The following is a 20796-nucleotide window of genomic DNA, read 5'->3' on the forward strand; positions in this document are numbered from 1 at the left end:
GCTGTGTTTCAACCCTTCTGTCCGGGTAATTTGCATGACCAAGTTCATTGACGATCTGAGCCGCCGCCGCTTCCTTTTCGGCACCGGTGCCGTCCTCCTCACCGGTGCTGCCGGTTGTAACCAAACGATGGATATGTCGGCCTTCCAGATGAATGTCGACCCGATGTCGACGGGCGGGATTACGCCGATGCGTCCGCAGATCAGCGTCGACCGCGATATCACGACGCCGGATGTCATGTACGCCGCCGTGCAGGAAGGGCCGTATTCACTGCCCGCAATTCCATACGAGAAGGTGCCGAAGCAATTCCGCCGTCAGATCGTGCCGGACCCGACAGGGCAGGCGCCGGGAACGATTGTTGTCAGCCTCAAGGACCATCTTCTCTATTACGTTCTGCCGGGCGGAGAAGCGCTGCGCTACGGCATCGGGATCGGCAAGGCGGGCTTTGAGTGGTCGGGCACCGCCAATGTCCAGTACAAGAAGCAATGGCCGGTCTGGACGCCTCCACCGGAAATGATCCAGCGCAAGCCGGAACTGGCAAAATATCGTAACGGTCAGGAACCCGGCCCGCAAAATCCGCTGGGTGCGCGCGCGCTCTACATTTTCCAGAATGGGCAGGACACCGGTTATCGCATCCACGGCTCGCCGGAATGGTGGTCGATCGGCCAGTCCATGTCATCCGGCTGTATCCGCCTGATGAACCAGGACATCATCGATCTCTATAACCGCGTACAGGGCAAGGCTCCGATCATCGTCGGATAACCGGACCGGAGGAATTCCGGCTCTGACGGCCTGCAAATGGCGTTGTGCTGCGCTTCCAGTGCTCGCACTCCACCATTTTCGGCTCGTCATAACCGAAATCTCAACGGTCGCACGGCGCATCAGCGTCTGTTGGAAATTGAAGCGTTTCTGCTGCAAATAAAAAGGCCACGCCAGATCTGGCGCGGCCTTTTTGTATCAGGTTCGATACGATTACTCGTAGCGCACCGACTTCGGCATGGCTTCGCCGAGATTGACGAAATGGCGCAGCTCGGCGCGCAGGTTTTCTGCCGAGGCCATATGAATCTGGCTCTGCGGCACCACATCGTTCTGCACGATCTGGGTGGATACGCCCGGCATGACAAACGCTCCTGCGGTCAGGACGAGGGCGGCGGCAATGCCGAGGCGTCGTTCGGTTCTGGCCTGCATTTCTATCTCCTTGCGCCGGGTGACGGCGACTTGAAATCTGGAATCACATTCATTCGCAAAACGCTGGGACTTTCCGGCCAAGGATCGATCTTGGGTCAATCAGTGAAAAGTCGCGCGCGGCGTAAAATTCAAAGCGCTGTCGATGGCATGGATCGGTATTGGCAACAAAGTCTGGCCGAAATCAGCCAGCGTGTCGGCAAAATTGCGGGCAGCCCCTGCCACATCGTCGCAGCGGCGATGACAGGCAATGGCTTCAAGGCAGGTATCAAGCAGCAGCGCGTCCTGATTCTGGATGCCGGAAATCAGCCCCAGCGTCAGGCATTCCTCGCGGCAGACATGGTGCGAGTCGAAAGGGAAAGCACGCAACTGGCAGCTGGCGCAATGGCGCAGCACGCGGATGAAATGCGACAGCTCGCCTACCGCGCGTTTTGCTTCCGAAGGCCCAAGCACTTCCGAATAGAGGCCCCAGGTCATTTCCCACGGGATGATCGAGCCTGTCTCGAAACCCGCAGTCCAGCGGCGATAACCTTCCAGCACCAGCTTTTCCGGCAGGCGATCGAAATAGCCCGCAGTGTTGGCGCCGTTCAGTTGGGATATGCGCATATTCATGTCCGCCTCCCGTAGAAGCTACGGAATGAAGACATGCATGCGGGGCGTGAACCCTGCACTTTTACCGAGGGACGTTCGGTTTCCCCCCGCACATTGCAATATCCGGTCGGCAAGAGACTGAGCTGCCAGGGCAGGCCGTCGACATTTGCGGACCGGCATTCGCCGAGACCAATCATAGGGTCCTCCAATCGAAAGGGTTCAAGGCCCAGACATCAAAGGTTGTGAATTTGCACCATGCATAAAAGCCAGAAAATCCATCTGGAGTCAATTACTCAAGTTTAAAATCTTATTAGATTTCAATTGTTTAGAATTATTCTAGACTTTAATACTCATGTTTACAGCATTCGAGAAGGAACGCAACCGCTGTGGGGGAGCAGCGGTTGCGGCAAACGGGCGCATAATGCGCGAAGGAGAGAGGACGCGGATCATTCGCCCCTTTGCTAACACCACAGTCGCATTCTTCGTGATGCCGGGTTGCAAAGAGCAATCTTCCCCGTTCCGGTGCTCACGTAGCTTTCTCTGGCGCATAGCCTTATCCGAAAAGTCTGCAACTTTTCGGGACTATGCCTGGAAGCACGCTCCGCTCTGGTACTCGAAAATCACTCTTCTCGCCACGGTCTGACGAATTTGCAACTGTAGTGCTGGAGCGCATCCCGCAAAGTATGAAACGGTTTTCAGGATGCGCTTTAGAACAAAAAGCCGAGACGCGCTGATCTGATTCAGTCAGATCGAAACGCGCTCTAGTGACCCGAATGCTCTCCATCTTTCTGGCCGCCCTTTTGACCGCTTTGGGCGGTGACGGGGAAGTCGATTGTGACCTTGCCGGCCTTTTCGAATTCCAACGTGACAGGAACGGTCTCGCCTTCCTTGTATGGCTTTTCCGGCTGGATGAACATGAGGTGATAACCACCGGACTTCAGCTCGACCTTCTCGCCTGCCGGAATATCCAGACCGCCTTCAAGCTGGCGCATCTTCATCACGTCGTTCTGCATCGACATCTCATGGATTTCGACGCGCTTGACACCGCCGGTGGTGACGGAGACCAGCTTGTCGGCATCCTTGCCGTCATTGGCGATGGTCATGAACCCGCCTGCAACCTTGGCACCGGGAACCATGGCGCGCACCGAAGGTGCCGTGATTTCCAGTTCGCCAAGCTTCGTCGGCATTGCTGCCTGCATGGAGGCCCCATCCATCTGGCCCATCTTGTCGTGCCCACCATGGCCGCCGTGCCCATCGTCAGCGCCCGCGGCCTTCACGAGCAGCTGCGGTGCCGGATGCGCCAGATCGTGCGGGTTCTGGCCATCCTTGGGCACTTCCGTCCACGCAACCGAAGCGTCGCTTCCGCAGACCTGCGTCACGGGAAAGGAGAGGGTGGTGTCCTTGTCGAACTTGGCGAGCTGGCCGACAACGGTGAACTCGTCGTAGAAATCACCGGGCAGGTTGCCATCGGTGAAGCGGACTTCGCGGACGCCGGAAGTCACATCCTTGCCGTGCACCTTGTAGCTCTGGGCATAGTCACCCTTGACGGTCTCGATCTTCCAGCCCGCCTTGACCTGCGGCTGGGCCGAAATGAAGCCTTCAGGCAGCTCGACCTTCACTTCAGTCGTGGCCTTGCCGTCGCAGCCATGCGGTACGCGGAAGGTTGCCTTGTAGAAGCCGCCTGCCTTGGCTTCGCTCTGGTCGAGGGAGGAGTGGGCTTGGGCCAGGCCAGCAGAGGCGCACAGTGCGGCAATCGAGATGGCGGAGGCGAAAAGACGATAGTTCTTCATTGTGTCAAACCTGAATAATCATTGGAAGGCACGCCGACGCCAAGTTCGGGGGAACAGGGTTCAGGCGCGTTTCATTCCCGAATGCGATCCGGGGAGCGCATTCGCTCAAACGATATTATTCAGGCGAGCGGCGGCGCTTGCGGCGGTGCCGATGGCGGATAGGTGTTGTGCTGCAGGATCGGTTGCGGCGGCACGATGCCATCCGCCATGGCGATATGCGGGGCTGCACCGGTTGAACCCGTAGGCGCAGGGCACAGGAAGGCCGATGAAATCCGGCAGGCTTCGCAACTATTGTTGCTCAGATGCTTGTCGTGACCCTGATGGTTGGGATCGGAACCATGATCGCCGATGCAGAGCACCGGGTAGGTTCCATCAGGCAACTGGTATTGGGCAAGCAGGTAGCTGTCGGGCGCATTGAGGTCGATGGGCTTGTGCGCAAAGGCGACGAACATCAGGGCGAATACGCTAAGGACGCGTATAGCCAAGGATATCCGATATTGGCCGATGCTTGTCTTCAACTCAAAGCTTCTCCATTCAAGCCGAATTTACCTAGCCTAAAGGAGCTGTCTTTGCCAAGCATCAAACAGAAACGGCGCGAATTGGTCGCGCCGTTTCTGTTTTTCAGCGGTCGGGAGAATAGATATCGAGGTCAGATCGCCCGCTTCTTCATCTGTTCCGCGATATAATCAGCCTGACGGATAGCGAGAGCTACGATGGTCAGGGTCGGGTTTTCCGCGCCGCCGGTTGTGAACTGGCTGCCATCGGAAACGAACAGATTCTTGATGTCATGCGTCTGTCCGTGCTTGTTCACGACGCCATCCTGCGGCTTTTCGCTCATCCGGTTGGTGCCCAGATTATGCGTTGACGGATAGGGTGGGGTCGGGAAGGTACGGACGGCACCAACGGCCTCATAAAGCGCCTTGCCCTGCGCATAGGCATGATCGCGCATGGCGATATCGTTCGGGTGATCGTCGTAATAGACGTCGGGAACCGGCAAGCCGTGTTCGTCCTTCACGTCCTTGCTCAGCGTGATGCGGTTTTTCTCCTGCGGCATGTCTTCGCCGACGATCCAGAGACCGGCCATGTTGACATAATCGTCGAGTGCCGAGGTGAAGCTGCGCCCCCAACCGCCCGGATTGAGGAAGGCAGCCATGAAAGGCAGGCCAAGCGAAACGGTTTCCATCTCATAGCCGCCGACGAAGCCTCGTTTCGGATTATGCGCAGCCTCATCGCGGATGATGCCTGCCATGGTGGTGCCGCGATACATGTGAACCGGCTTTTCAAACGAGGCATAGACCGAACCGGTCGTGTGGCGCATATAGTTGCGCCCGACCTGTCCTGACGAATTGGCGAGGCCGTCCGGGAATTTCGACGAAGCCGAATTGAGCAGAAGGCGCGGGCTTTCAATCGAATTGCCTGCCACGCAGACGACGCGCGCCTTCTGCAAGTGCTGCTTGCCATCCTTGTCGGCATAGAGCACGCCCGTCACCTTGCCTGCCGCATTGTGCTCGATCTTGAGCGCCGTGCATTCCGGGCGAACTTCCAGCCTGCCGGTTTCCTCGCCCTTGGGAATTTCCGTATAGAGCGTCGACCATTTTGCGCCCCATTTGCAGCCCTGAAAGCAGAAGCCGGTCTGCTGGCAGGCCATGCGGTCGTCGCGCGGGGCGGAATTGATAGCCATGCGACCCGTATGGCATTCCTTGTAGCCGAGCTTGTCGGCACCGGCTTTCATAACCTTGAAATTATTGTTGCCGGGCAGACCCTCAATGCCGTTGGTGCGGGTGACCCCCATCTTGTCCTCGGCCTTGGCGTAGTAAGGCTCCAGATCGGCCAGCGTGATCGGCCAGTCGAGCAGATTTGCCCCTTCGATCTTGCCGTAATGGGTCAGGGTCTCGAACTCGTAATCCTGAAAACGCAAGGATGCACCAGCCCAGTGGGTGGTGGTGCCGCCGACAGCCTTCACGATCCATGCGGGCAGGTTCGGGAAATCGTTCGCCACGCGCCAGCTGCCCGATGTCGTGCGCTTGTCGAGCCAGGCGAGCTGGGCAAAACTATCCCATTCATCATTGATAAAATCTTCGAACTCGTGGCGTTTTCCGGCTTCGAGAATGACGACGTCGATGCCTTTCTGGGCCAGTTCGTTGCCGAGCGTGCCGCCGCCAGCGCCCGAGCCGATGATAACGACGACCTTGTCGTCCTTGAGATTGTATGGAGCAGCCATTGTTTCCTCCCAATGCTTTCCCGTTTCCGCAAAACGCAAGGCGCTTGCAGGACGGTGGTGCCGCTTTGAAATTGGTATGTCCTGCGCCGGGGGCGCCTAGAGCCATTCGATATCGTCGAAGCCGCGCTGGATGTAACCGCCCTTGGAATAGGCTTCGCCCTCGTAGCCGAAGAGCGGCCAGATATCCTTCTGGTTATAAAGGCCGGTCACAAGCCCGCTGCGCACCTTATGGAAGAAGGGGCTTTTCTCGATCTCGCGCAGGATCGCGACGCGCTCTTCCTCCCAGCCAAGCCCCAGATAGCCTCCGGCTCCAGCCCGCTTGTTCAAATCGGCAACACCGTCCTCGATCAGCTTTTTGAGCGTCTCGTCCTTGGCGGAATCCGCGTCATAAGGTTTGACGGCAATGGCATAGAAACGGTCGGGAAGCTTGTCATGCGGATAGATGTCGCGCGCAAGCTGGATCAGGGTCGCCATGGTTTCGGGCTTGAGCGTGGTGGTTTCAAGCGCCCATGCGAATTGCGGGCAGATAACGGCATTGCCGCTGACAACGAGCATGGCGCCGAGGCTGAGGCCTGCGCCGCGCTTGAGAATATCGCGGCGGGACAGTGTCTTTTTCTCTCGGGTGGAAAGACCGTCAAAAACGGTAGTCATTCGGTTCTCCTCCTTTGCTTGCCCGTCCGGAATGGGCGGGCTGGCTATGCGTTCCCGGAGATTCTCACCACCGGGAATGCTGGCTTTCCCGTCTTCCATGGCGGCTCCTCCCGGCCAGAAAAGACGATAGGGAGCGGCTTACTGGTAGCGGCCGCCCCGTTGCAGAACTTCGATCTTGTAGCCGTCCGGATCTTCCGCGAAGAAGAAGCGGGCAAGCTGCACGCCGTTATTCTTGAAATCGACAAGCTTGCCGACCTTGAAGCCAAGTTCCGTGAAACGGGCATGTTCGGCATCGACGTCATCGACCGCCACGGCGAGATGACCATAGCCATCGCCCAGATTGTAAGGCTCGGTACGGCCCTTGTTGACCGTCAGCTCGACTTCGAAATCGGCTTCGGCATTGCGCAGATAGATCAGCGTGAAGGTTTCGAAATCAATGCGCTCGGCAATATCGAGGCCAAAAGCCTGATTATAGAAGGAAACGGATTTTTCCTCGTCGAGAACACGGATCATCGAATGAATGGCTTTAGCCACAAGCTACTCCTGTTTCTTTTGCCGCTTCCTCAAAAGCGGCTTGCGATTGTCTTGCTGGTTGTCGATTATGAAAGAAAAAGCGACGGCGTGGTGGCAATCGGCTACCACAGCCAAGTTCGTGCTCTTAATGAAGGGAGGAACCCATGTGCAAGGTTTTCGCCGAGCAGGACCCGGAAGGCTACCGGCAGATCAATCGCTCCGTGCGCATAGGCGGTCATTCCACCAGCATTCAGCTGGAGGCCACCTTCTGGCGCCTGCTGGATGAGATCGCGGCCAGCCAGAACCTGACCACGCCCCGCTTCATATCGACGCTTTACGACGAAGCGCTGGAGGCCAATGGCGCGATCCCGAATTTTGCCTCCATGCTGCGCACCACCTGCGCGCTCTATCTCATGGGTCATCGTCCCGAGGCTGCCGTCTGCGAGGAGGCAGCCTGACAGAGGCCTGAAACGGGCATTGGCCTTTTGATGAAAAGGGAATAGGGGAGTAGGGCAATATGTTCTTACATCGGACATACTTCCTTACTCCGGTATTCCCTTGCTGCCTTCATTAAAGGAATCGAAATGACAAGCGTAACACGCGAACAGGTTCAGGAACGGCTGAAGACCGTGACGGGACCGGATTTCGAAAGCGATGTTGTGTCGCTCGGATTGGTGTCGGATATCTTTATTGCCGACGGCAAGGTTTTCTTCTCCATCACGGTTCCGGCAGCACGCGCCGATGCGCTGGAGCCGATGCGGCTTGCCGCTGAAAAGGCCGTGAAGGAAATTCCGGGCGTCACTGGCGCGCTGGTCACGCTCACCGCCGAAAAGAAAGGCGGACGTACCAGCGACGATGCGCCCCCACCACCAAAGCCGCAGGCCAGACCTGCAGCCGCTCCGGTTCAGCATCGCCACCCGCCACAGCCGCAGCGCGCAGCGACCAAGCCCGGCATACCGGGCGTTGGCGCGATCATTGCTGTCGCATCGGGCAAGGGTGGCGTCGGCAAGTCCACCACCGCGGTCAATCTTGCGCTCGGTCTTGCCGCCAACGGGCTGAAGGTCGGCATTCTCGATGCCGATATTTACGGACCGTCCATGCCGCGCCTGCTCGGCCTTTCCGGCCGTCCGGAAACGGTCGAGGGCCGCATCCTGAAGCCGATGGAAAATTACGGCATCAAGGTCATGTCGATGGGCTTCATGGTCGATGAGGAAACGCCGATGATCTGGCGCGGGCCGATGGTCATGTCGGCGCTGACGCAGATGCTGCGCGAAGTGGCCTGGGGCGAACTGGACGTTCTGGTGGTCGACATGCCGCCGGGCACCGGCGACGCACAGCTCACCATGGCGCAGCAGGTGCCGCTGGCGGGTGCCGTGGTCGTTTCGACACCACAGGACCTGGCGTTGATCGACGCGCGCAAGGGCTTGAACATGTTCCGCAAGGTGGATGTCCCGCTTCTGGGCATCGTCGAGAACATGAGCTACTTCATCGCGCCTGATACTGGCGCGCGCTACGATATTTTCGGCAATGGCGGCGCGCGCAGGGAGGCGGAGCGTCTCGAGGTGCCGTTCCTGGGCGAAGTGCCGCTGCATATGGATGTGCGCGCCTATTCGGATGCGGGCACGCCGATCACCGTCCATGAACCGGACAGCGAACACGCGAAAATCTATCGCGAGATCGCCCGCAAGGTCTGGGACAACATGAAGGGCGGCAAGGGGGCTGGAAAGCCCGCGCCGGCGATTGTCTTCGAATGAAAAAAAGGGCCGGAAACGGCCCTTTTTCTTTTGTCAGGTGATAACGCTCGGCTCTGTCCGCCCGCTGCGCTTTTTCACCTCGGCGATCTGTTCTGCCGCGTCGATGAATGGGGCCAGCGTTTCCTGCGTGTCGAGATTGTGCCTGGTGGTGTCCGCTTCATAGCGCTCGACATAGATGCGGATGGTAGCACCTGACGTACCGGTGCCGGACAGGCGCAGCACCACACGACCGCCATCCGGGAAATAGATGCGGATGCCCTGATGTTCGCTGATCGAGCCGTCGACCGGATCGTGATAGGCGAAGTCGTCGGCCTTCTCGATTGTGAGGCCATTGACAGTCGTGCCGGGCAGGCTTGCAAGCTTGCCGCGAAGATCGGCCACCAGTTGTTTGGCGATATCGGAATCGACAGCTTCATAGTCGTGGCGGGTGTAATAATTGCGCCCGAAACGCGCCCAATGTTCCTCGACGATGTCTTTCACGCTTTCCTTGCGCACCGCCAGAATATTGAGCCAGAGCAGTACGGCCCACAGGCCATCCTTCTCGCGCACATGGTCGGACCCGGTGCCGGAGCTTTCCTCGCCGCAAATCGTGACCTTGCCATTGTCGAGCAGATTGCCGAAGAACTTCCAGCCCGTCGGCGTTTCAAACATGCCGATGCCGAGCTTGTCAGCCACGCGGTCGGCGGCAGCACTTGTCGGCATGGAACGGGCAATGCCCTTGATGCCGTCCTTGTAGCCCGGCGCCAGATGCGCATTGGCGGCCAGCATGGCAAGCGAATCGGATGGCGTGACGAAGATGCCGCGCCCGATGATGAGATTGCGATCACCGTCGCCATCGGAGGCGGCGCCGAAATCCGGCGCGTGGTCGGACATGAGCAGATCATAGAGATCTTTTGCGTAGACGAGATTCGGATCCGGATGGTGGCCGCCGAAATCCGGCAGGGGCACGAAATTGACGACGCTGCCTTCCGGCGCGCCGAGACGGTGCTCGAAGATTTCCTTGGCGTAAGGCCCGGTCACCGCATGCATGGCATCGAATTTGAGACCGAAACCGCCCTTGATCATGGCGCGGATTGCGTCGAAATCGAACAGGCTTTCCATCAGCTCGGCATAATCGGTGACAGGATCGAAGATGACGACTTCGGTATCGCCGATCCGGCTCGTGCCGATCTTGTCGATGTCGACATCTACGACATCGGCAATTTTGTACTGGTCGATCACCTTGGAGCGGGCGAAGATCGCCTCGGTGATCTTTTCCGGTGCCGGTCCGCCGTTGCCGATATTGTATTTGATGCCGAAATCTTCATTCGGGCCGCCAGGATTGTGGCTTGCCGAAAGTATCATGCCGCCGAAAGCCTTGTATTTGCGGATCATGTTGGAGGCGGCTGGCGTCGAAAGAATGCCGCCCTGACCCACCATGATGCGCCCGAAGCCATTGGCGGCGGCCATCTTGATGAGCTTCTGGATCACTTCGCGGTTATAATAGCGTCCGTCGCCGCCGACCACGAGCGTCTTGCCGGCAAAACCTTCCAGCACATCGAAAACCGACTGGATGAAGTTTTCAGCGTAATTGGGCTGCTGGAAAACCGGAACCTTCTTGCGCAGGCCTGAAGTGCCCGGCTGCTGGTCCTGGTATGGCGTGGTGGCGATTGTCTTGACGGTCATATCTTTCCCGTTCGATTAAATGAATTAAGCAGTCAATGTGTTGGCATTTGCGGTCATTGCAAGACAACATAGATCAAACTTATTGATTGAAAATAACAAACTGTGTGGTTGTCGCTGGCCATGCTACAAATTCTGCCATGACCGACAATGCTCGCCCCATCAATGGCCCGCGCGATGTGATGCGGCTGAAACGCGACGATACCACCGGCCTGGAAGCCGTGGCGGCCCGTTTTCACAGCCATGCCTATGACATGCATTTTCATGACGAATGGCTCGTCGGCGTGACCCATGCGGGCGTGCAGGATTTTTTCTGCCGGGGCAGGCGGCGGCAGAGCACGCCAGGGCGAGTGATTCTCATCGAGCCGGGCGAACGCCACGACGGGCAGGCGGTCGCCGCGGACGGTTTTGCCTATAACATGCTTTATATGCCGCAATCGCTGGTCAGAAGCGCGATGGGTGGCAATGATGCGCATATCGGTTTTCGCGAGACGCTGGCCGATGACGGACAGTTGTTTCATGCGGTCGCCCGCGCCTGCGAGGCAATCTTCCTCGAAGCGCCGCGCCTGATGATTGAAGACTGCCGCGATCAGGTGACGAACCATCTTGCCCGACATCTGGCCCGGCATCTTGGGCAGGACGTGACAGAAAAAGGGTCGGCTCCACATCCGGTCGCAGCACGCGCGATGGACTATCTGCGGGCGCGCTTCGACGAGGAGTTCGGCCTCGATGAACTGGCGGAAGCGGTTGGGGCCGCCGACCGTTTCCAGCTTTCACGCGGGTTCCGGCGTGAATACGGCACCTCGCCACATGCCTGTCTGGTGCAGTTGCGCCTTGCTGAAGCACGGCGCCTGTTGCGCGAAAAAGTGGCGCCAGCAGAAGCAGCCGCGCTCAGTGGATTTGCCGACCAGAGCCATATGGGGCGCTGGTTCCGCCGCGCCTATGGCATGACGCCTGCCGCTTATCGCAAGGGACGCACAAACGTTCCAGAAATTGCAGCGAAAAGCCGTTAGGCCTGCCCTCGAAAAGAGGAAAAGCTCATGATTTTCGATACAAAAGTTGCCATTCTTGTCCTGCATGATCTGCCTGTCTGGCAGAAGCTGAACGTGACTGCCTTTATCGCGACCGGCATATCCGGCGCTGTGCCGCACGCCATGGGCGATCCTTATGAGGATGCGGCAGGCCGCAAGCATACGCGTCTGCTCGGCCAGCCGATGCTGATCTTCTCGGCAACACCGGACGTTCTGCAACGGGCATGGCAGCAATCGATCCAGCGCGATCTTATCCGTGCGCCCTATGTGCGCGCCATGTTCGAGACCGGGTATGACGTCGCCAACCGCGCTGTATTCAAGGCGGAAAATGCCGACGCACCCGATCTGGTCGGCCTTGCGCTTTACGGCCCAAAGAAAGATATCGACAAGGCGATCAAGGGAACTAACCTGCATCCTTGAACAGGACGCTCTGGTCGAACAGATAGCGGTTGGAAAGCGGCAGGCTTGCCGCGCCCATCGCCTTGGCATGCACACCAACCTTGCCCTCGATGATCTTCGGCGCGCGCAGGCCCTGCAAGTCGAGGCATGAAAGCTCCACGCGGGTCGCTTCCACGATGCGGTGACGCACATTACCCGGCAACCAGCCATCGATGACGGCGGCGGGAAAGTCGATCACGGAGGCGGCAGCTACCGTTGCATGGGCCAGCCCGCGTGCGGCAAGCGCTACCCATTCATCGAGCGGCGTACCAAAGTTGCGCCAGTTTTCCGGTGAAAGCCACAGATCGTCGGAGGGCAGGTGCCGCTCCTGCAACATGCGTTCGAGGACGAACAGCGAAGCCGTATCGATGAGCTGCAAGGTTTCGCCGCGCTCCCACGTGCCGCGCATCCGCATCGGCATGGAGCCGAGCGCGCCCGCATTGCCCGTGCGGCCCGGATAGAGCGTGTTGTTCAGCACCACGCCGCCGCCGATGAACGAGCCGATGAAGAAATAGACGAAGTCGGTGAATTCTGGCCCGCGACCAAAGGTCAGTTCCGCACCACAAGCTGCCGTTCCGTCATTCTGCACGAAGACCGGAAACGAAAACGCCTTGGCGAAATCGCCGACGAGATCGGCGCCGAGCCATGCATCCAGATCTTCGGCAGGTGCACCCACTTCCTCGACCCAGTTCCACAATTCGAAGGGTAATGCGATGCCGAGCCCTGCAATGCGGTCGCGCTTGGCCGGTTCGAGGGCTGCCGTGAAAGCGGCGACGCTCTCGACGGCGAAGCGACGGATTTCACCCGGTACAGGCCAGCGATAGGTAATGTGCCGCCGTTCGCGGATCGCTCCCAGAAAATCCATCAGGATGATTTCCGCGCTGCGCCGCCCGATCTTGAGACCGAAGGAGAAAACCCCGTCGGCGGCAAGGCGCATCGGCATGGAAGGTTGGCCGACACGACCGCGCACCCGTTCGCCCTGCGTAATGAGGCCGTCTTTTTCCAGCGCACGAATGATGACGGAAACCGTTTGTGCCGAAAGTCCGGTCAGGCGCGCAATTTCGGCGCGGGCCAAAGCGCCATGCCGGCGCACGAGCGCCAGAACCAGCCGCTCATTATAGGCGCGCACGCCGATCTGGTTTGAACCGCGATTGACGCTCGCGCCCGGCCCGGCGAATTGCAGCATGGCAGGACCCGGAGTGCCGGAAAGGGTGCCAGAAAGGGTGCTGGAAAGCGTATCGGCAGACCCGCTGTCTGGTTCGCCTTCAACTTTATGCCTGACCATAGCCTCTCCCAGATTCCGTGCCATGGAATGCAATCTCGAAATGCAGCCATGGAATGCCGGAATTCCTAAACCAACCATCGGAGGAGAAAAAGCCCTCATTGTGAGGGATATGAAATAAAAACAATCGCTTAAGAGCCTGCTCCAAAAGTCACCATGCCGGTCTCCAAATAGCGCCTTTCTACGTTCCGGTGCTCACGTACCTTTAAGTACGCTCCGCTCCGGTACTCGAAAATCACCATTTTCGCCTCGGCCTGCCGCTTTTTGATTCAGTCTCTAAGACCGATCATGCGGCGCGGCAGTGGGCTCGGTGCCTGCCTCTTTCGATCCTCTCTCCTCCGTCTTCCAGAGTGACACAGCATATTAATAAATCAAGTGGATTTATTAATTGACTCTGTTTTGAAGCCGTGTTTTGCTTCTCTTCTGCCGGGGGAAGAGGACCGGTTTCAATCTGGGAGGAGTCCATGAAGAAGACAGTTCTGTCGGCAGCCTTTGCTGCCTTCACGCTTGGCGCTGCCGCCATTCCACTGAGTTCGGCCAATGCTGCCGATGTCGGCGCGTGCCTCATCACAAAGACCGATACCAATCCGTTCTTCGTCAAGATGAAGGAAGGCGCTATCGCCAAGGCGAAGGAGCTGGGCGTCAATCTCAAGACCTATGCGGGCAAGATCGACGGCGATTCCGAAAGCCAGGTTGCAGCTATCGAAACCTGCATTGCTGATGGCGCCAAGGGCATTCTCATCACGGCTTCCGACACCAAGGGCATCGTGCCGTCGCTGCAGAAGGCACGCGATGCGGGCCTGCTCATCATCGCGCTCGATACGCCGCTTGAGCCTGCCGATGCGGCGGACGCAACCTTTGCAACCGACAATTTCCTGGCCGGTGAACTGGTCGGCAAATGGGCAGCGGCAACACTCGGTGACAAGGCCAAGGATGCGCGGGTTGCCTTTCTCAACCTCACCGCATCGCAGCCGAGCGTCGACGTTCTGCGCGATCAGGGTTTTGCCACCGGCTTCGGCATCGACCCGAAAGACAAGACCAAGCTCGGTGACGAGGATGATCCGCGCATTGCCGGTCGCGACCTGACCGATGGCAACGAAGAAGGCGGACGTCGCGCGATGGAAAACCTTCTCCAGAAGGACCCGAACATCAATGTCGTCCACACCATCAACGAACCTGCCGCAGCCGGTGCCTATGAGGCGCTGAAGGCTGTCGGGCGTGAAAAGGACGTGCTGATCGTCTCCATCGATGGCGGTTGCCCCGGCGTGAAGAATGTCGAGGCCGGTGTGATCGGCGCGACTTCGCAGCAATATCCGCTGCAGATGGCGGCACTCGGTATCGAGGCGATCAAGAAGTTTGCTGATACGGGTGAAAAGCCGAAGCCGACCGAAGGCAAGGACTTCGTCGATACCGGCGTGTCGCTTGTCACCGACAAGCCGGTGGAAGGCGTTCCGTCCATCGACACGAAGACCGCACTCGACAAGTGCTGGGGCTGATCCCCTTTCTGAAACTCGGACCCGGCAGATCGGAAGATTTGCCGGACCTTTCTGCAGGTGAAGGCAGGAGACAGACATGAGTGAGCCACAGGCGGCTTCCGCTGCACAAAAACCGTCTATGCAGGACTATGAAAAGACGCTGGCGCAGAGCGCGGCTGATGTCGCCTCTTTCGATGCGGGCGACCAGTCGCTGCTTTATCGGATGCGGAATTTCCTGCATCACAATCCCGCTGCCGTGCCGCTGATCGTGCTCGTTCTGTCGCTGCTGGTGTTCGGCATCACGCTTGGCGGCAAGTTCTTCTCCGCCTTCGCACTGACCCTCATTCTGCAACAGGTCGCCATCACCGGCATCATTGCCGTGGCGCAGACGCTTGTGATCCTGACCGCAGGTATCGATCTTTCGGTCGGCGCCATCATGGTGTTGTCGTCGGTGGTAATGGGCCAGTTCACCTTTCGCTATGGGCTTCCCGCCGAACTTTCCGTTCTGTTCGGCTTTGCCACGGGCGCGCTGTGCGGCTTCATCAACGGCTTTCTGGTGGCCTATGTCCGCCTTCCGCCCTTCATCGTGACGCTTGGCATGTGGCAGGTGATCCTCGCCACAAACTTCCTCTATTCCGCCAACGAGACGATCCGCGCACAGGAAATCACCGCGGAAGCGCCGATCCTGCAATTCTTCGGCGAGAGCATCCGCTTTGGCGGCGCGGTCTTTACCTATGGCGTCATTGCGATGGTGCTTCTGGTTCTGCTGTTCTGGTATGTGCTGAACCACACCGCCTGGGGACGGCACGTCTATGCCATTGGCGACGATCCCGAAGCGGCACAGCTTTCCGGTGTCTCGGTCAAGCCGATCCTCATGTCGGTCTATGTGCTGGCCGGTATCATCTGCGCGCTTGCAGGCTGGGCGATGATCGGTCGTCTCGGTTCTGTGTCGCCGACCGCAGGCCAGTTCGCCAATATCGAATCCATCACTGCGGTGGTGATCGGCGGCATTTCGCTGTTCGGCGGACGCGGTTCCATTCTGGGCACCATGTTCGGTGCGCTGATCGTCGGCGTGTTTTCGCTGGGGCTGCGCCTGTGGGGCACCGATCCGCAATGGACCTATCTCCTGATCGGCGTTCTCATCATTGCCGCCGTCGCCATCGACCAGTGGATCAGAAAGGCTGCCGCATGAAAACGAACACCACGCCTGTTCTGTCGGGCAGAAATCTGGTCAAGCGCTATGGTCGCGTCACCGCACTCGATCATGCCGACTTCGATCTCTATCCCGGCGAAATTCTCGCGGTCATCGGCGATAATGGCGCCGGCAAGTCCTCGCTTATCAAGGCGCTGTCCGGCGCGATCAAGCCGGATGAAGGGGAAATCCTGCTCGACGGCAAGCCGGTCAGCTTTCATTCACCGATGGAAGCACGGCAGGCGGGCATCGAGACGGTCTATCAGAACCTTGCCTTGTCGCCCGCGCTCTCCATCGCCGACAATCTGTTTCTGGGCCGCGAAATCCGCCGCAAGGGACCGCTTGGCTCGCTGTTCCGCATGCTGGATCGCGGTGCGATGGAAAAGATCGCGCGCGAAAAACTGTCCGAACTGGGCCTGATGACGATCCAGAATATCGGTCAGGCGGTGGAAACCCTTTCGGGCGGCCAGCGTCAGGGCGTTGCGGTGGCGCGTGCCGCCGCCTTCGGCTCCAAGGTGGTCATCATGGACGAGCCGACGGCGGCGCTTGGCGTCAAAGAATCGCGCCGCGTACTGGAGCTTATTCAAGACGTGAAGCGGCGCGGCATGCCCATCGTGCTCATCTCGCACAACATGCCGCATGTGTTCGAGGTTGCCGACCGCATCCACATTCACCGGCTCGGACGCCGCCTGACGGTCATCGACCCGAAGGAATATTCCATGTCTGATGCCGTGGCGCTGATGACCGGGGCGATGAGACCGAAGGAAGCGGCTTGACCACTTGCGCTTGAACAGGGTTGCTGCGCCTTTAACACGGTGACAGGACGAATCACGGAAACCGGACATGACGCCTATTGAGCGCGAAGCCCTGCCTTCGGAAATTCTTGCGCGGCTGGCGGAAACCGACAAGCGCCTGATCGTGGCCATCGCAGGCCCGCCGGGAGCCGGAAAATCCACCATTTCCGACTATCTGCTCCATGCCATCAACAAGGGCGGCGAAACGCCGTCCATCGTCGTGCCCATGGACGGGTTCCATCTTGATGACGGGATTCTCGATCAGCGTGGATTGCTGAGCCGCAAGGGCTCGCCGCCCACTTTCGACTGCGCCGGATTTGCGGTGTTGCTGCAGCGACTGAAACAGGCAGAGGGCGAAATCTTCATTCCGGTTTTCGACCGTTCTCTGGAGCTGTCCCGCGCTGCGGCATCCGTGGTCGGCCCGGAGCATCGCGTGCTTCTGGTCGAAGGCAATTATCTGCTGCTCGATCAGCAACCATGGACGCAGCTTGCTCCCTTTTTCGACATGACGCTCTATCTGGATGTGCCCTTTGCAGAGCTGGAGCGTCGCCTGATCGAACGCTGGCTCAGCTTCGGTTTCGATGCCGAAACCGCCCGAAACCGCGCCCTTTCCAACGACATTCCCAATGCCGAACTCGTGGTAGCGCAGTCGCGCAAGGCGGATTTTGTCGTGGTCTCGGACGGGCGATAACAGGGAATTGCACCTTTCAAGGGTTGCGGCGATGCGCTTGCGTCTGCATGATGGGAAAATCGCTTCATCAGTTTCCGACCGGAATAGTTCCCCATGACGACTTATGTTTTTGCGCCGCCCCCGCAGCCTTTTTTGCCTGTGAAGGGAACGGACGCGCGCTTTCCCGTGCATCGCATCTATTGCGTCGGCCAGAACTACGCCGATCACGCCATCGAAATGGGCGGTGATCCGACCCGCAATCCGCCTTTCTTCTTCCAGAAGAATCCGGACAGCCTCGTGATCGAAGGCGGTGATTTCCCTTATCCGCCGAAGACCGAGGACGTGCATCACGAGATCGAACTTGTGGTGGCGTTGAAGGCCGGGGGCACCGACATTGCTGTCGAAAAGGCGCTGGACCATGTTTATGGCTACGCCGTTGGCATCGACATGACGCGCCGCGACCTGCAGGCCGTGGCCAAGAAGGCCGGGCGCCCGTGGGAAGTCGCGAAAGCTTTCGAACACTCCGCACCCTGTTCGGCCATCGTGCCGGTGTCGGAAATCGGCCACCCGGAAAAGGCTGCGATTTCGCTCGCCATCAATGGCGAAACCCGCCAGTCGGGCGACCTCAATCAGATGATCTGGAAGGTGGCGGAAACCATTTCCTACCTGTCTTCGCTCTTTGAGCTGCAACCCGGCGATCTTATCTTTACGGGTACGCCTGCGGGCGTCGGACCGGTGAAGCGCGGCGACCGTCTGGAAGGCAAGGTCGACGGCGTGGCAACCCTCACCGTTACCGTAGTCTGATTCTCTTCACGTGGAGGAGCATGAATGAGCATCTATCTTCCTGATGACGTGCACGACGCTCTGGAGCGCTTCATCGCCGAAAAGCATCCTGGTCTCAACCAGACCGAGGCGATGACGCTTATCCTGCGCAAATGGCTGGTGCGCGAGGGCTATCTGTCGGCGGAGCCCGAACACGGCACACCGCCGGATGAACTGAACGCGACCAATGACGATTGAACAAGGCAGCAATTGACTATGGCCAAACAGCCGCCGGAAGGAGCGGGTCGCAAGACCGCGCTCGGGCGACGCCTTTTGATTCTCATGATTCTGGCAATTGTGCTCGTGATCGCGCTCGTCTGGATGAGCATTTATCTCTTCGATCCAAACGGCGGTCTAGACTTCGATGATCTCGGTATTTTTGCTTTTGATTTCAATGTGGTAGATGCAATGTCACCGCGCATTTTGTGAGTGCGTTAATCTTTTTGTTACCATTTGAAATATTCATTTTGGCCGAGCCCCGACGTTTAGCGCTTCCGTTTGCCGTCTTTTGCATGGTACATGATCCTCATCGACCGAAAGAATATTGACTGAAACGGGCGCTTTCCGATGCCTGTAAAGCCAAGAGGATCTGGATGGCATTCGAGGACATCAAGGCGGAAATTGCGCTGCTTTTCGAGCAAATGGTGAATCAGCCGCAAGACGCTCATGAAATCCGTGAAACGGTTCGCGAGAAGCTCAATACGCTGCGGGCCAGTGGTTTGCCTCTGCCTGAAGATCTGGTCGAGCTTGAAAAACGCATCGAAAAAGATTTCGATTCCTGAGAACGGATCCGGTCATGCGTTACGCGCTTTCCTCTTCTTCCTCCGCTGGTCTGGTCCGCAAGGGCCTCATGCTTCTTGGTTGTGCCGTGGCGCTCAGCGCCTGCAACACCACCAATGACGGCAAGCCCGTGAAAACGGCGCTGATCACGCAGACCGATACCTCCAGCCAGACCGCTTCCGCAGCAGGCAGCGCTGCCAGTGCCACGGCCAATGCCGCAGGCACGGCGACTGCCGATGCGGGCGCTGCTGCCGGAACGCAGACCGTCGCAGCCGTGACCGATCCTTCCGATCCGGTCCTGCCTGCCGTTGTTCCCATTCCCGGCATTCGTGGCCAGTCCGAACCGATGATGGCCTATGCCGGTGCGCAGGCTGCCGCTTCGCCGGCATCCGTTGCCGCCAATATGGCGTTTGAGACACCGGATCATGCGCCGGAAGAACTCGATGCGCTGATCACCAAATATTCCGTCGCCTATGACGTGCCGGAACGCCTTGTGCGCCGGGTCGTGCATCGCGAAAGCCGGTTCAATCCGGGCGCCCGCAACGGACCTTATTGGGGCCTGATGCAGATCAGCCATCCGACTGCGCGCGGCATGGGTTATACGGGCGCGGCCAAGGGTCTGCTCGATGCGGAAACCAATCTGAAATATGCGGTTCGCTATCTGTCCGGCGCCTATAAGGTCGCGGGCGGTGATGAAAGCCAGGCAGTCCGCTATTATGCGCGGGGCTATTATTACGATGCCAAGCGCAAGGGACTGTTGCAGGAAACCGGCCTCGACGGAAGCTGGAAGCGCAACGGACCGACCCGTGACGCAGCCGCTTCCATCCAGCCGGCATCCTTGCCGGAAGGTGGGACAGCACCGCTCCCCGGCGTCGCTCCCATTCAGGCTTCCTACGCACCGGCAGCGCAATAAACTTCCTATCAACCAACTGTCATCTTGACGCTGCAAAGCGATGGCAGTTTCCTGTTGAGAGCGCATCCCGAAAAGTGTGAAACGGTTTTCGGAAAAGATGCGCGTTAAAACAAAGGACTAGAGCGCCGATCTGACCCAATCAGATCGAAACGCGCTCTGGAACCGACGACAGGGAAATTTCATGAATGTAAGACTGCCTCATCCAGTCAAATGGAAATATGACCGGGCCGAATTGTGGGCCGATGGCGTCATCCATGTTCTGGGTGTCGGGCTGGCGCTTGCGGGCGCCATTGCCATGCTGATCTATTTCCTGCCGAACATGCCTGCGGCGACCTCGATTTCGTCGGGGGTCTATCTCGCGAGCCTTCTGGCGGCGCTCGGCATTTCGGCCGTCTACAATATCTGGCCGGTTTCCCCGACCAAATGGTTCCTGCGCCGTTTCGACCATTCGGCGATCTATCTGCTGATCGCCGGAACCTACACGCCTTTTGCCATGCATATGGGCGACCGCGCTCTGCCGCTGCTTCTCTTCGTCTGGAGCGTGGCTTTCGTCGGCATCATGCTGAAACTGTTCATGCCGGGACGTTTCGACCGGCTGTCGATCCTGCTTTATCTGGCGCTCGGCTGGAGCGGCGTCATGGTCTACGACACCATGGTGCAATCGCTGCCGCCAGCCGTTTTCTGGCTGATTGCAGCCGGTGGCATGGTCTATTCGTTGGGGGTGATCTTCCATGTCTGGGAGCGCCTGCGGTTTCAGAATGCCATCTGGCACGGCTTTGTCGTGGTGGGCGCGGCACTGCATTATTGTGCTGTGTTTTTCGTTGGCGCATGGAACTGAAGCCCGCTCTATTTCGGCTCTGACGGTCTGCAAATGGCGCACTTCTGCGCTTCCGGTGCTCATGTACCTAATGCATGTCTCCCAAAAGTGGGAACCGGTTTTGGGATAAAGACATGCAGGAAAACAAAAACTTAAAGCGTGTCGTATGACTACGATAAAATGCGACACACTTTAAAGTACACTCCGCTCCGGTTCT

Annotated in this window: 24 protein-coding genes; 15 read left to right on the forward strand and 9 right to left on the reverse strand. The window is 58.6% G+C overall.

Translation table 11 applies throughout. The annotated features are described in order from the left end of the window. The first annotated feature begins 34 nt into the window (after positions 1-34). Positions 35-760, forward strand: coding sequence for a L,D-transpeptidase (locus OANT_RS00285; RefSeq protein WP_010657860.1), 726 nt, complete (start codon positions 35-37; stop codon positions 758-760). A 210-nt stretch (positions 761-970) separates the two neighbouring features. Here the strand turns inward: OANT_RS00285 and OANT_RS00290 are convergent, their stop codons facing one another. The 7 genes from OANT_RS00290 to OANT_RS00320 form a co-directional block, all read right to left on the reverse strand. After that, positions 971-1186, reverse strand: coding sequence for a hypothetical protein (locus OANT_RS00290; protein WP_011982288.1), 216 nt, complete (start codon positions 1184-1186; stop codon positions 971-973). Between the two features lie 99 nt (positions 1187-1285). Further along, positions 1286-1795, reverse strand: a complete 510-nt coding sequence (locus tag OANT_RS00295; protein WP_011982289.1) for a hypothetical protein — start codon at positions 1793-1795, stop codon at positions 1286-1288. Positions 1796-2535: 740 nt separating this feature from the next. Then, a complete protein-coding gene (locus OANT_RS00300) occupies positions 2536-3564 on the reverse strand; it encodes a DUF1775 domain-containing protein (protein WP_011982290.1) in 1029 nt (342 codons plus the stop codon). A gap of 119 nt (positions 3565-3683) precedes the next feature. After that, positions 3684-4082, reverse strand: coding sequence for a hypothetical protein (locus OANT_RS00305; RefSeq protein WP_011982291.1), 399 nt, complete (start codon positions 4080-4082; stop codon positions 3684-3686). Positions 4083-4213: 131 nt separating this feature from the next. Further along, complete coding sequence (locus OANT_RS00310; RefSeq protein ID WP_011982292.1) at positions 4214-5785, reverse strand: GMC family oxidoreductase; 1572 nt, start codon at positions 5783-5785, stop codon at positions 4214-4216. Between the two features lie 96 nt (positions 5786-5881). Further along, complete coding sequence (locus tag OANT_RS00315; protein WP_011982293.1) at positions 5882-6436, reverse strand: hypothetical protein; 555 nt, start codon at positions 6434-6436, stop codon at positions 5882-5884. Positions 6437-6574: 138 nt separating this feature from the next. Then, entirely contained in the window at positions 6575-6970 is a 396-nt protein-coding gene (locus OANT_RS00320; RefSeq protein WP_011982294.1) for a VOC family protein, read from the reverse strand. A gap of 143 nt (positions 6971-7113) precedes the next feature. On the opposite strand from OANT_RS00320, the gene OANT_RS00325 reads away from it, so the two are divergent. Further along, complete coding sequence (locus tag OANT_RS00325) at positions 7114-7407, forward strand: ribbon-helix-helix domain-containing protein (RefSeq protein ID WP_006471202.1); 294 nt, start codon at positions 7114-7116, stop codon at positions 7405-7407. Positions 7408-7533: 126 nt separating this feature from the next. Beyond that, on the forward strand, positions 7534-8703 hold the full coding sequence (apbC, locus tag OANT_RS00330; protein WP_011982295.1) for an iron-sulfur cluster carrier protein ApbC: 1170 nt from the start codon (positions 7534-7536) through the stop codon (positions 8701-8703). A 33-nt stretch (positions 8704-8736) separates the two neighbouring features. Here apbC and OANT_RS00335 read toward each other — a convergent pair whose 3' ends face one another. Continuing rightward, complete coding sequence (locus OANT_RS00335; protein ID WP_011982296.1) at positions 8737-10368, reverse strand: alpha-D-glucose phosphate-specific phosphoglucomutase; 1632 nt, start codon at positions 10366-10368, stop codon at positions 8737-8739. Positions 10369-10505: 137 nt separating this feature from the next. Here OANT_RS00335 and OANT_RS00340 point away from each other — a divergent pair, with 137 nt between their 5' ends. Beyond that, on the forward strand, positions 10506-11378 hold the full coding sequence (locus tag OANT_RS00340; RefSeq protein ID WP_011982297.1) for an AraC family transcriptional regulator: 873 nt from the start codon (positions 10506-10508) through the stop codon (positions 11376-11378). Positions 11379-11405: 27 nt separating this feature from the next. Continuing rightward, positions 11406-11816, forward strand: a complete 411-nt coding sequence (locus tag OANT_RS00345; protein ID WP_011982298.1) for a DUF2000 domain-containing protein — start codon at positions 11406-11408, stop codon at positions 11814-11816. On the opposite strand, the gene OANT_RS00350 is transcribed toward OANT_RS00345, so the two are convergent. Then, on the reverse strand, positions 11800-13119 hold the full coding sequence (locus OANT_RS00350; protein WP_011982299.1) for an ROK family protein: 1320 nt from the start codon (positions 13117-13119) through the stop codon (positions 11800-11802). The two genes, OANT_RS00345 and OANT_RS00350, sit on opposite strands and share 17 nt — an antisense overlap. A gap of 461 nt (positions 13120-13580) precedes the next feature. Here OANT_RS00350 and OANT_RS00355 point away from each other — a divergent pair, with 461 nt between their 5' ends. The 10 genes from OANT_RS00355 (at position 13581) to trhA (ending at position 20600) form a co-directional block, all read left to right on the forward strand. Then, complete coding sequence (locus OANT_RS00355; protein WP_011982300.1) at positions 13581-14612, forward strand: sugar ABC transporter substrate-binding protein; 1032 nt, start codon at positions 13581-13583, stop codon at positions 14610-14612. A gap of 76 nt (positions 14613-14688) precedes the next feature. After that, positions 14689-15783 (forward strand): ABC transporter permease, encoded by a 1095-nt coding sequence (locus OANT_RS00360; RefSeq protein ID WP_011982301.1) that lies wholly within the window; start codon positions 14689-14691, stop codon positions 15781-15783. Beyond that, positions 15780-16559 (forward strand): ATP-binding cassette domain-containing protein, encoded by a 780-nt coding sequence (locus tag OANT_RS00365; RefSeq protein ID WP_011982302.1) that lies wholly within the window; start codon positions 15780-15782, stop codon positions 16557-16559. The genes OANT_RS00360 and OANT_RS00365 overlap by 4 nt, the downstream gene beginning before the upstream one ends. 67 nt (positions 16560-16626) lie before the next feature. Then, positions 16627-17268, forward strand: coding sequence for a nucleoside/nucleotide kinase family protein (locus tag OANT_RS00370; RefSeq protein WP_011982303.1), 642 nt, complete (start codon positions 16627-16629; stop codon positions 17266-17268). A 93-nt stretch (positions 17269-17361) separates the two neighbouring features. Then, the gene (locus OANT_RS00375) at positions 17362-18051 is read left to right on the forward strand and encodes a fumarylacetoacetate hydrolase family protein (protein WP_011982304.1); all 690 of its coding nucleotides are present in this window, start codon (positions 17362-17364) and stop codon (positions 18049-18051) included. Between the two features lie 24 nt (positions 18052-18075). Continuing rightward, positions 18076-18267: a ribbon-helix-helix domain-containing protein gene (locus OANT_RS00380; protein WP_010657878.1), complete on the forward strand. Its 192-nt coding sequence runs from the start codon at positions 18076-18078 to the stop codon at positions 18265-18267. 18 nt (positions 18268-18285) lie between these two features. Beyond that, complete coding sequence (locus OANT_RS00385; RefSeq protein ID WP_011982305.1) at positions 18286-18498, forward strand: hypothetical protein; 213 nt, start codon at positions 18286-18288, stop codon at positions 18496-18498. Between the two features lie 164 nt (positions 18499-18662). Further along, a complete protein-coding gene (locus OANT_RS00390) occupies positions 18663-18851 on the forward strand; it encodes a hypothetical protein (RefSeq protein WP_010657880.1) in 189 nt (62 codons plus the stop codon). Positions 18852-18865: 14 nt separating this feature from the next. After that, a complete protein-coding gene (locus OANT_RS00395; RefSeq protein WP_040129029.1) occupies positions 18866-19762 on the forward strand; it encodes a lytic transglycosylase domain-containing protein in 897 nt (298 codons plus the stop codon). 181 nt (positions 19763-19943) lie between these two features. Next, positions 19944-20600 carry a PAQR family membrane homeostasis protein TrhA gene (gene trhA, locus OANT_RS00400; protein WP_010657882.1) on the forward strand — a complete coding sequence of 219 codons (657 nt, stop codon included), beginning with the start codon at positions 19944-19946 and terminating at the stop codon, positions 20598-20600. Positions 20601-20796: the final 196 nt, after the last annotated feature.

The sequence above is a fragment of the Brucella anthropi ATCC 49188 genome, assembly GCF_000017405.1.
Classification (GTDB): domain Bacteria; phylum Pseudomonadota; class Alphaproteobacteria; order Rhizobiales; family Rhizobiaceae; genus Brucella; species Brucella anthropi.

What these genes read in the sequence shown, in the direction of transcription:
- OANT_RS00285 (WP_010657860.1), top strand. Translation starts at nt 35, where the DNA reads ATGACCAAGTTCATTGACGATCTGAGCCGCCGCCGCTTCCTTTTCGGC.
- OANT_RS00290 (WP_011982288.1), bottom strand. Translation starts at nt 1,186, where the DNA reads ATGCAGGCCAGAACCGAACGACGCCTCGGCATTGCCGCCGCCCTCGTC.
- OANT_RS00295 (WP_011982289.1), bottom strand. Translation starts at nt 1,795, where the DNA reads ATGAATATGCGCATATCCCAACTGAACGGCGCCAACACTGCGGGCTAT.
- OANT_RS00300 (WP_011982290.1), bottom strand. Translation starts at nt 3,564, where the DNA reads ATGAAGAACTATCGTCTTTTCGCCTCCGCCATCTCGATTGCCGCACTG.
- OANT_RS00310 (WP_011982292.1), bottom strand. Translation starts at nt 5,785, where the DNA reads ATGGCTGCTCCATACAATCTCAAGGACGACAAGGTCGTCGTTATCATC.
- OANT_RS00315 (WP_011982293.1), bottom strand. Translation starts at nt 6,436, where the DNA reads ATGACTACCGTTTTTGACGGTCTTTCCACCCGAGAGAAAAAGACACTG.
- OANT_RS00325 (WP_006471202.1), top strand. Translation starts at nt 7,114, where the DNA reads ATGTGCAAGGTTTTCGCCGAGCAGGACCCGGAAGGCTACCGGCAGATC.
- apbC (WP_011982295.1), top strand. Translation starts at nt 7,534, where the DNA reads ATGACAAGCGTAACACGCGAACAGGTTCAGGAACGGCTGAAGACCGTG.
- OANT_RS00335 (WP_011982296.1), bottom strand. Translation starts at nt 10,368, where the DNA reads ATGACCGTCAAGACAATCGCCACCACGCCATACCAGGACCAGCAGCCG.
- OANT_RS00340 (WP_011982297.1), top strand. Translation starts at nt 10,506, where the DNA reads ATGACCGACAATGCTCGCCCCATCAATGGCCCGCGCGATGTGATGCGG.
- OANT_RS00345 (WP_011982298.1), top strand. Translation starts at nt 11,406, where the DNA reads ATGATTTTCGATACAAAAGTTGCCATTCTTGTCCTGCATGATCTGCCT.
- OANT_RS00350 (WP_011982299.1), bottom strand. Translation starts at nt 13,119, where the DNA reads ATGGTCAGGCATAAAGTTGAAGGCGAACCAGACAGCGGGTCTGCCGAT.
- OANT_RS00355 (WP_011982300.1), top strand. Translation starts at nt 13,581, where the DNA reads ATGAAGAAGACAGTTCTGTCGGCAGCCTTTGCTGCCTTCACGCTTGGC.
- OANT_RS00360 (WP_011982301.1), top strand. Translation starts at nt 14,689, where the DNA reads ATGAGTGAGCCACAGGCGGCTTCCGCTGCACAAAAACCGTCTATGCAG.
- OANT_RS00365 (WP_011982302.1), top strand. Translation starts at nt 15,780, where the DNA reads ATGAAAACGAACACCACGCCTGTTCTGTCGGGCAGAAATCTGGTCAAG.
- OANT_RS00370 (WP_011982303.1), top strand. Translation starts at nt 16,627, where the DNA reads ATGACGCCTATTGAGCGCGAAGCCCTGCCTTCGGAAATTCTTGCGCGG.
- OANT_RS00375 (WP_011982304.1), top strand. Translation starts at nt 17,362, where the DNA reads ATGACGACTTATGTTTTTGCGCCGCCCCCGCAGCCTTTTTTGCCTGTG.
- OANT_RS00380 (WP_010657878.1), top strand. Translation starts at nt 18,076, where the DNA reads ATGAGCATCTATCTTCCTGATGACGTGCACGACGCTCTGGAGCGCTTC.
- OANT_RS00385 (WP_011982305.1), top strand. Translation starts at nt 18,286, where the DNA reads ATGGCCAAACAGCCGCCGGAAGGAGCGGGTCGCAAGACCGCGCTCGGG.
- OANT_RS00390 (WP_010657880.1), top strand. Translation starts at nt 18,663, where the DNA reads ATGGCATTCGAGGACATCAAGGCGGAAATTGCGCTGCTTTTCGAGCAA.
- OANT_RS00395 (WP_040129029.1), top strand. Translation starts at nt 18,866, where the DNA reads ATGCGTTACGCGCTTTCCTCTTCTTCCTCCGCTGGTCTGGTCCGCAAG.
- trhA (WP_010657882.1), top strand. Translation starts at nt 19,944, where the DNA reads ATGAATGTAAGACTGCCTCATCCAGTCAAATGGAAATATGACCGGGCC.